This window comes from Arthrobacter sp. CAN_A214, from assembly GCF_015751955.1.
GTDB lineage: Bacteria > Actinomycetota > Actinomycetes > Actinomycetales > Micrococcaceae > Arthrobacter_D.
The window spans coordinates 1-9,761 of sequence record NZ_JADOUU010000047.1; the positions used below are offsets into that span (position 1 = coordinate 1).

At 62.0% G+C, this 9,761-nt stretch carries 6 protein-coding genes, 2 pseudogenes and 1 riboswitch; of the genes and pseudogenes, 4 read left to right on the plus strand and 4 right to left on the minus strand.

The genetic code is table 11. The features are described 5' to 3' along the window. Positions 1-665: 665 nt before the first annotated feature. From IWX65_RS16575 to IWX65_RS16585, 3 genes are all read left to right on the plus strand, one after another. Entirely contained in the window at positions 666-1,472 is an 807-nt protein-coding gene (locus IWX65_RS16575) for a hypothetical protein (RefSeq protein WP_196884634.1), read from the plus strand. Then, positions 1,472-2,356 carry a hypothetical protein gene (locus tag IWX65_RS16580; RefSeq protein WP_196884636.1) on the plus strand — a complete coding sequence of 295 codons (885 nt, stop codon included), beginning with the start codon at positions 1,472-1,474 and terminating at the stop codon, positions 2,354-2,356. Before IWX65_RS16575 ends, IWX65_RS16580 begins: the two co-directional genes overlap by 1 nt. An 891-nt stretch (positions 2,357-3,247) precedes the next feature. After that, positions 3,248-3,322, plus strand: a riboswitch (cyclic di-GMP riboswitch). A 59-nt stretch (positions 3,323-3,381) separates the two neighbouring features. Then, the gene (locus IWX65_RS16585) at positions 3,382-4,932 is read left to right on the plus strand and encodes a cellulase family glycosylhydrolase (protein ID WP_334683957.1); all 1,551 of its coding nucleotides are present in this window, start codon (positions 3,382-3,384) and stop codon (positions 4,930-4,932) included. A 347-nt stretch (positions 4,933-5,279) separates the two neighbouring features. Here the strand turns inward: IWX65_RS16585 and IWX65_RS16590 are convergent, their stop codons facing one another. Beyond that, positions 5,280-5,651, minus strand: a complete 372-nt coding sequence (locus IWX65_RS16590) for a DUF6221 family protein (protein WP_334683959.1) — start codon at positions 5,649-5,651, stop codon at positions 5,280-5,282. A gap of 85 nt (positions 5,652-5,736) precedes the next feature. Continuing rightward, positions 5,737-7,146, minus strand: coding sequence for an acetamidase/formamidase family protein (locus IWX65_RS16595; protein ID WP_196884641.1), 1,410 nt, complete (start codon positions 7,144-7,146; stop codon positions 5,737-5,739). A 137-nt stretch (positions 7,147-7,283) separates the two neighbouring features. Here IWX65_RS16595 and IWX65_RS16600 point away from each other — a divergent pair. Then, positions 7,284-8,031: pseudogene (locus tag IWX65_RS16600) on the plus strand (IS5 family transposase). Between the two features lie 664 nt (positions 8,032-8,695). Here IWX65_RS16600 and IWX65_RS18140 read toward each other — a convergent pair. Together IWX65_RS18140 and IWX65_RS18145 are read right to left on the minus strand one after the other, a co-directional pair. Next, positions 8,696-9,088, minus strand: coding sequence for a Rieske (2Fe-2S) protein (locus IWX65_RS18140; protein ID WP_196884646.1), 393 nt, complete (start codon positions 9,086-9,088; stop codon positions 8,696-8,698). Positions 9,089-9,156: 68 nt separating this feature from the next. Further along, positions 9,157-9,667 (minus strand): annotated as a pseudogene (locus IWX65_RS18145) (NAD(P)/FAD-dependent oxidoreductase); the annotation flags it as partial. Positions 9,668-9,761 lie beyond the last annotated feature (94 nt).

Genomic DNA, 9,761 nt, shown 5'->3' on the forward strand with positions numbered 1-9,761 from the left:
CACGGCATCAGCCTTGAATTCATTGGTATAACTTGGTCGAGCAGACATGAGAACAATCCTTTCAAAAACTGTCTCACATCAGTAGTACACCTCACGAGCACTGCACACCATCACCATGACCCGGATGGTCCATGACCCTGGAACACGGGACTACGTCGTCAGACGCACTCAGGAAGGCCGTAGCTATCGCGAGATCCGCAGATCCCTCAAGCGCTACATCGCTCGAATCCTCTACCGCCAACTCAACACTCTCTACGCCACTGCGGAACTAGCCCGGTCCCACGCTGCCGGGGCAGAGGCAGCTCGCATCATCGGCCGAACACTGGAAAAGGCCAACAGCTAGGAAAAGCGTCTCACGCGCCATAGCCCCAGCGCGTACAGGCAGCCCCTCCCACCACGCCCTGGCACTCCTGGGAAGCTGGACCGCCACCAGCGCAACCGAGCACAGCACCCGAAACGGCGTATAGAGGCCTCGAGCTGTGATTGGGCCTGGAGACGTATCTGTTGGAGAACGCCGCCGACCATGGCCGGCGCCTGATCGTGTTCACCGCCCGATCTTCAGCAACGTCGATCCTGTGTGCCGGGGGTGAAGATTCCAAGCCTTCCGCTGTCCCGGCTTCATGGCGGCCCTCGTGTGAGCGCCCGTAGACTCGCTCGGCACACTGGTGTACCTTTCAGCTGTGGACGGCTTCACGCCCCCTTCGGACGCCGACCGCGAGTTCGATGAACTGCGCGCGAGTGCGTACGAGCCGGATCCCGACATCGGGTTCAATCTTCCGGCTCTCGCACGGTCGCGCGAAGTCGAGGCGGCGCGCCGCACTGAGGACGAGCGCCGGGCGGATGCCCCTACGCGCACAGGAACAGCCCGAACTGATGTCCCGCCGACGGCGGCACCAGCCGACGCTGCCTCAGCAGGAAATCCGGCGGCGCCGGAGCCGGCCAGCTCCGCGTCTGCCGCGTCCCAGCCGACGGAGGAAGGCTCGCCGCGGTCGCTCGCGCAACGCGCGACGGTGATGTGGCGGAGTCGCCTGGCGTGGGGGATTAGCGGACTGGTCGTCGCGGGCGGAATCGTCGCGACGGTCCTCCTCGTATCCGCACCGCGCCCCCAGGCTACTCTGCATTCGACCGCGGCCGAGGCCTTCGGCGAGGTCCACAGCCGGTTGGTCGAGGAATTGCGCTTGTTCGAGATCGACACTTCAACCCTCTGCGGGTTCGGGTCGTATCGCGGCCTCGAGATTTGGGCGGGGGCGAACTCGTTCGACTCGCCGTGTCTCGTGGCGGTGCACCTAGCTAGCAACAGCCTGTCAGAATCGCGTTGCGCTCCGTCTGGGGCAGACCTGATCATGGACGTCTCGTCATCCGGTGATGGGTTTGAAGGTTTCGAAGGACTCGCCGGCGATGGCATCATCCGGTTCATCTTTCGTGGCGACACGGTGGATGCCTACGTCCACCTCATCCCCGAGGCCGACTGATGGACGCATCCTCGCCCCCGCCCGATGCCGGGCGTGAACTGGATGAGCTCCGTAGGAGGGCCTATGGTCGGCATCCCGATATCCAGGACGACCCCGCTGCGCTGGCACGGCTGACGGAACTGGAAGCGGCACGCACCGCGAGTCCGCGTAAAGGCGCCACCGAAATCAGCGAAGCTGCTCCCGCCGCGGAAGGCGCGCCAGCGGCTGACTTCGCTTGGACGATGTTCGGAGCTGATCGCCCGGACTCGGCAGCCGGCAGCACGGCTGCGGTCTCCAGCGAGGGCTCACCGCGGTCGCTTCGGCATCGCATCACTGCTTCACGTACCCGCCGTGGCTGGTTCCTGGCAGGTGCACTGGTGGGCTTTCTTGCCCTCGCGTACACCGTGGAGGCGCTCGTGGGACCGCGTCCCGATGCCACCTTGTATCCGATCGCAGGCGAGGCGGACAGTGTGGTGTTTTCGTTGCTGGAATTCCTGGGAGCCGACGTCGACCGCACCAGCATTCGCGGCTACGAAGCATATCGGGGGGTAGAACCGTGGTTCGCCGTGGATAAGCAGGGACTTCAGTGCTTCATGCTCATCGACCGTTCGGGTCCCACCGTCGACGGCGCCAATTGCGTACCGCCCGGGGTTGATCTTTTTGCGGACATCGACGCGTGGTTCCTTTCGGGAGCATTCGAGGAGGAAGGCCTCCCGCAGGGAGCCTCGCCCGGTTTCATTACCGCGGCAACTCGGTGGATGTCTTTTTCTATCCCGCATCGGAAACCGACTAAGACTTGGATCCCGGGAAATCGGTGGCGCACCCGGGCACCCGCTGCAGCAACGAGTGCATGCGCGTCGGCGGGCATCTCCGCGATAAGCCTGAGCGGTGCGGGCTTGGCGTGAATGGCCCGACTGAGCAGCCGGTAGAACCGCAGCTCGTGGTGCGGCGGGTGTTCCAATACCGGGCGTGGCTTCGTGAGTAGACGACCGACCGGAAACGCTGACTGCTTCAACGGCAGATGCTCTCATATCATCACCGTCCGTGAAGCGTGCCGATTGATCAATTGGGCGTAGCGCAAGCAACGTAGCCCGGAACAACGTGTGGCCTAAAGACTCTGGGTTCCGGCCTCGCGCGGCAAGCGCCCAGGCCTACTGCACGGGCCTCGCTGAGCTCGGGCTGTAGAAGCGTTTTTCTGTTTTTGCTGCTGTCCTGACGGATTGTACGTGTCCGCTCCGGCCGGTCTAGCCCCTCCGTTCCTCCGGGGCCTGCGGTGCAGGAAGTTCCCTGCGGCGCTCCTTCGTCGCTGATCTCCTCCGGAAATTCCCGGCCCCTTGCCCTAGGGGTAGACAGGCCTCCGTCGGCCACAGCTCCGCAAGCTTCGCCAGCAGCCAAAACAACGGGGGAGAGGGGACGCTGGCCGGTCACCAAAGCCGCCCCGCTATGGTCTGCGCCCACACCCGTTTCCACCCGCTTGACAGACATAGAAGCGTCGGGGGAGAGAGCCCACTGCTGGTCACCAAGGGCCCGACACCACCGCAACGAAGGAGCAACACCGTGAATACCGATACCGCAGTTCTGGTCAACACCACCATGAAGGACACCGAGGAAACCATAACCGCCCCGGTCCCGCCACATAGTCATCAAGAGCGATGCAGCCAGAACCTTCCCCTTTTTCCTGCGGAAACACTGCGTTCAAACAAGGGCATAGCCGCATCAATAGCTGAGGTGTCTACCGGAGAATAAGACAAGGCCGTCCGTCTCTACCGCACCAGTTTGTGGTACGAGAGGGTGGTTGCCGACAAGGGCAAACCCGGTGTGAGCCGGGGACGCAAAGCCACGGGACCCACGCGGTCAGCCGGGCTACCGAACAACGAAGGTCTCAGCCATGCGATCCAAACCACCCAGCAGCATGCCATTATTCCAACGTATGCCCAGCACAAAGATGCTAGGCCTGCTCAAGGCCACACTATGTGCCGTAGTGGTACTCCTGGTCCTCAGCGGGCTAGCTGTGGCCAAGACAGGAACGGGTGAGGTGAGAGCAGCGGAAACCACAGCCGCGAACTCCGGTTGGCTCCACACTGATGGCGGAACGATCCGCGATGCGGCAAACAACCCGTACGTGATCAAGTCGACCAGTTGGTTTGGTCTGGAAACCCCGGAATGCGCGCCTCACGGGCTGTGGACCATCAACCTTGCCGAGGGTATCCGGCAAATCAAGGACATGGGGTTCAACACGATTCGCCTACCGTACTCCAATGAGTGCATCACCACCGGTGAAACCAGCTCCATTGACTACTCGGCCAACCCCGATCTGCTCGGCAAAGCCCCGCTTGAGGTCATGGATGCCGTCATTGCCGTAGCGAAAGCCAACGGACTCAATGTCATCCTTGACCGCCACCGACCGGACTCAGGATCACAGTCCGAACTCTGGTACACCCCCACCTACAGTGAGGAAACATGGATCGCGGACTGGGCAAGGCTCGCCGACCGGTATAAGAACAATCCGACCGTTATCGGAGTCGACCTGCACAACGAACCGCGCGGAGCTGCCTGCTGGGGATGCGGAAACCCTGCAACCGATTGGCAGGCCGCCGCCACACGGGCCGGCAATACAGTCCTGTCCATCAACCCGAACCTGCTCATCATCGTCGAAGGCATCGAAAACGAATCCGACGGCACCGCCACCTGGTGGGGGAGCGGACTCAAAGGCGTCGCCACGCATCCCATCGGGCTCGACGTCGATCACCGTGTCGTCTACTCCCCCCACGATTACCCTGGCTCCGTGTACCCACAAAAGTGGTTCTCCGCCCCCGACTACCCCGTCAACCTGCCCGGCGTCTGGGACACCAACTGGGGTTACATCGCCAGACAGGGCATCGCGCCCGTACTCCTCGGCGAATTCGGAACCAAACTCGAAACTACTTCCGACAAGCAATGGCTGGACCAAATGGTCAAATACCTAGACAGCACCGGGATCAGCTACTCCTATTGGTCCTATAACCCCAATAGCGGTGACACAGGCGGTCTTATCAAAGACAATTGGCGAACCCCGGAAACCAGCAAACTCACCGCCCTGGCCTTCCTGCTCCAGGAACCATCAGTCACCCAACCAACGAAACAGGTCACGACCGACTCAACGACTCCACCTTCGCCAACAACGCCTCCGCGTACAGCACAGACCGCTAACTCCATGCAGTGGGTGCCGGAAGCCTCCTGGGAGACAGGCTACGTCGCCTCAATCAAGGTTACGGCCGACGAGGATCTAGAACGCTGGTCAGTGAAGTGGGACGATCCAAACGCCACCGCCGTAGCCAATGCTTGGGGAATGACCTGCACTGCAGTACCCAAAGAATCCATCACCTGTGTAGGAGCAGACTGGGCTTCGACACTGAACCAGGGACAGACTGTCACAGTAGGACTCCAGGTCGACTCCTCCAACATGCCGACTGACCCGCCACTGACGACGACCGTGGACTAGGTTCAACCTACCCAAACGGCAGTCCGGGAGGAACCCTCGGGCGTGCGTGCGTGCGTGCTTACGACGAAAGAAAGAACTAGCGTGTTCTCCTTCGCGGGCCGGTTCGAAAACACCACCTATTGATGAAGCCGCCGGACCCCACACACCGTTTATCGGACGGTCCCCCCGGACGCTGCTGAGTGATCTTCGCTTCAGCAGTTAGGCGCCGATGGCTTTGCGTCGTGCAGTGTTGCTGGGCGCAGGCGTCATGCGCGTTTTGCACAGAGGTGTGTTCGGGTGCTGTCGTTGATCTCTTGGAAGGCCGCGCTGGGTGAGGGCGGCCTGACGTGTCCTTGGTCGCTGAGGTATCAGCTGACCCAGGTGGTCCTGTAGTCGGCGTGCTGGTTCCATGACATGGCCAGAAGTTCGAGCAGTATGCGCACATCGTTTTGTTCACTGGTTGCCTCGTCATCGCGGTGAATGCTTTGCAGATGCGCCACTAAACGTTGCTTGGCTTGGCAGTCCGCAATTACCTTTCCAGGGTGTTGTTGCGCGATGTGACGGGCCAGCGGGTCATCCGAGGCATATCTTGGCCTGTAATTTGGTTGCCCACGATCGGCGTGGCCGCCATGCACGTAGGCACCCAGAACGCCGCCGAACCCGGGATCATGCAGGGCTGCGTGAGCGAGGTCCTGGTCCTCCGCAACGCGGGCCAGGACAAAAGCAACCAGTTCGTTCATCACCTGAACCTACTCACTATTTTTGCGACATCACCGCCATGTCAGGGAACTAGCTCAATGTCGTGGACGCTTTCCGATGATCCACTCAGGTGAAGTCCGCTTTGCTGATGAGCCCGTGTACACCCACGGTGCGGTCCACGACCTGCGACACGGCGAAGTCCGCGGCCGCCGAGAGGTAGGCATAGGCGATGGCGCGGTCCATCCCCCGGTCGTTCTGCAGGAAGTCAAGAGCATTGACGATGGCCCGGCGCATGGCGACGTTCAGGTCTCCGCTGACCCCTCCTCCTGCAAGCCCATCGGGGTCAGAGAGCCCGATGGGAATCCAGGCGTCCTTCGTCTCGCCGAAGGGATATGTGTAGGCAACCGAAGGTGCGTCTCCCGAACCGGGTTTGCACACGGTCAGCCGAAAGGAGCCGCGCAGCGATCCTTCCATCGCGGTCAGGGCCACTTCTCCGTCGCCCATCCCCATGTGGGGATCACCGACGTAGAACAACGCTCCCTCCGCTTTCACCGGCAGGTAGAAGGTGGACCCCGCACCGAGGTGGCGGATGTCGATGTTCCCGCCGCCGAGCGTGGGAGGGACCGAGTTGGCTTCGGGCGAGGTGAGCTCCTCGGATTCGGCGAATGCCACACCCATCATTCCCATGAAGGGGCGTAGCGGGAATCTCACCGTCATGTCTCCGCTTCTCATCACGCCCTTGCCGTCCTCAATAGCTGTGAAGACCGAGACGTTCCCGTAGTCCGAGGGGATGCCCGATGAACGGTTGTCGGTGGCGACTGGGGGCATCACTTCCTCAAGGGTGATGCCTGCGGGCGGCTGGTTTTCCGCCTGCAGGGCCAACCCTCCTTTCCCGTGACGGCTGGAAACGACGCCGTAGGGTACGCGCGGGGTTGCCTCGAGCGTCTCGATCTTCAGGACGTCCCCGGGTTCGGCTCCTTCGACCGCGACGGGGCCGGTGACGATATGCGGGCCGTCGGCGTCGAAGTTCCGGGGCGTCCGGTTGTATTCGGCCGCGATACTCACCGCGTCCTCGAGGATGCTGTTCTCGGCCACACCAAGTGCCCCGAAATACTCCCGTGGATCCCGTCCCTGGTCCTCGAGGATGCCTTCATGGGAAAGGGCGTCGATGGTCACCGTCTGGCCGGAGCGGATCGACAGCACCGGCTTGGCGTGAACCGTGGGCACGTAGCCCCACAAAACCTCCCCGGGGGTGGACGCCAGATACGCGTCGCCCTGGATGGCACCTCTGCCGGGCTGCAAAATTTCGCCGAAACCAACCGCTGACGGGGTGCCTCCGGCGACACCTGACACGCCAGGTGATGGTTGCCCCGTCGCGGGCGGCGTTCCTGCACTGCCGCTTGCCGCCGTCCCTGCGCTGGTGCACGCTGTTGCTGCCGAGAGCGTCCCGAAGGCCGCGATGACCCCCAGAAACCGGCGCCTCCCGAGACCGCTCATCAAGGTTTCCGCCGCATTCCGACCGAACATGTCACTCATGATGCTTCTCCTCCACAGATAGGAGTTTCGACGCTAACGAGTATTCGTTTCAGGGACGTTTCAAATGTGAATCCGGCAATGACAGCCCCAGGGCGTGTCTCCCAATAGGTTGATCCCCGGTTGGATACCTTGGCAGCATGTCTCGATTTCAGGCTTTTCCCGATGAGAAGTGGACTCCTGTCGAGTCGTTGCTGCCGAGTTCCGATGGCCAACGCGGCTGCCCGTTCCGGAACCACCGCCAGGTCGTTGAGGGTATCGCTTACCGGTACCGGTGTGGGATCGCATGGCGTGACCTGCCGAAGCAGTTCGATCCGTGGCAGACCGCGTGGAAGCGCCACCGCCGTTTCGCGGTAGAGGGGATTTGGGGCCGGATCCACGCCGTACTACTGACCCAGGCCGACGCCGCGGGTGAAATCTACTGAACTGTGTCGATGGACTCGACAATCAACTGCGCTCACCAGCACGGTACGAACCTTCCCCGCACCACAGGGGGATCTGCCGAATTGCAAGAAACGCTGGTCCGAGCCCGAGGACCACGCCCTCGGGCGTTCCCGGGGCGGGTCGAGCACGAAGATCCACCACGCCTGCGACGGGAAGGGCCGGCCCCTGGCGTTCATCATCGGACCGGGACAGGGCTCGGACTCCCGGATGTTCCCGCACGTCCTTGAGGCCATCAACGTCCCACGTCCCGGCACGGGACGGGCTCGGACCCGTCCCGACGCGGTATGGGCGATAAGGTTTACTCTTCAAGGGCCAACCGTCGTCGAGCAGTCCTTCAATATCTTCGAGCAATGGCGCAGTATCGCCACCCGCTACGACAAGCTCACCATCACCTACCGCTCCGCGGTCGCCCTCCATGCAGTCCTGATCTGGCTACGCCAATAAGGAGACAGGCCCTGAGTGAGGGAGTGTTGCTGAAACTGGCTTACAGTCAGACGTGCGACGCAGCGAACTGAATGCGGCGAGGTGGTTGGCGCGCTCGAGAAGGTCTATGGGATCAAGGTGTCAAAGAACACCATCTCGAAGATCGCTTTGAGAAGTCGTTTAAGAAGGTCGCCGGTGAGTTAACGGACTGGTCTCGCCCGCTGGATTCGTTCTAGCCGGTGATTCTCGTCGGTGCGATTGGCGGTGTCGGTCCGCGGTGGGCAGGTGCGCAACATCCCGTTCTACTTTCGTCGTGGGCGTCACCACGAACGGGGAGTAGGAGATCCTTGGATTTCAGCCGGTGACGGTGCTGAGAGCGTCCGGTTCCGGTTGCAGGTATTTTCCGAGCTGGAACCGCGGCTTCGAGAATGTCCGTAACGGGCTTGAGTACCTGCCGCAAGCGTTCACGACCGCCCGGGAGTGAACGGTGGTGCATCAGTGGATGGACGTAATCCGCAACTCGTTCCGTTAGGGCGACCGGCAACACCGCGACGGCATGGTGTGGGCGCTCGGACCGGTTTACACCGCTCCGTCCAAGCAGGCAGCGAAGGACCGGTTTGCAGAGTTCACAGCCCAATGGGGCCTGCACACCATTCATCGGACAGTCCCGACGAGAGGACTTTCATCAGGTGAATTGCAGGACGATGTTCTGAACACCGTTGACGTGTACGGTGTAGCTTTTCAGCGGTGGAGCGCCTGTGGTGGAGCAGCCGGTGTCGAGTTCGAACACATTCTGGTGGAGTGGGCACATGACGACCCGCTGGTCGATGGTTCCATCGGCAATGGGTCCGCCGCGATGAGTGCAGACGGCCGATCGGGCTCTGAAGGTGCCGTCCCGCAGGTGGAATACCGCGATCTGCTCGCCTCCTACGGCGAATGCCCGGCCCTCGCCGATCGGTACCTGATCTGCCGGCCCCAGCACCGTCGGTACCGCTTCCGTTCCGTCAGGAGGTACGGGAAGCGCTCCGGTAGAGACGGGGGCCGACCCCGTCGCGTCGAGATGCGTCGGACCGGTCATCGGGTCACCTTGGTGTCGCCCGGCTCGCGCCCTGTCTCGGTGGCCGGCATCGTTGCTGTGGGCTCGAGCACGGGTACGTGGGGAAGCGGTACCGAGGGGGAGTGAGGTGCGGAACTGGCCCGGCGTCATAGGGTCGTCGCGTTCCTTCCAGGGGTCTCGGTAGTTGTCGATCGATACTTGCATTTCGGCGTCCAGTCGTTCGGCGATGCCTTCGGAATCGTTGACGACGATTGCCCTGACGTGGTCGATTCCAAGTCGGGGAACCCAGGCGTAGGTTCGTTCCAGCCAGTTGGCTGTTTCGCGGTAGTACTGCATGAAGCGGGCGGTCAGTATCTTCACCGTCTCTGGGTCGTCGACCGTTGCAAGCAGGTCTCCTTTGCGGATGTGGGCACCAGCTGCTCCTCCTACATAGATTTCCCATCGTCCGCCCTCGATTGCGACGACCCCGACGTCCTTCACGTAGGACTCGGCGCAGTTGCGTGGGCATCCCGATACCGCGAGCTTCAACTTGGCTGGCGCCTCGAGTCCCTGGAGCTTTGACTCGATCTCGATACCGAGTTTCGTGGAGTCACCCGTGCTGAGGTGTGTCAAGGATTTGAGACAGTTGGTTAGTTTCTTTTGGTTAGGCAGCCGCGGGTAGCGGCTGATTTCCTCTTGTGAAGTTGGCCATTGC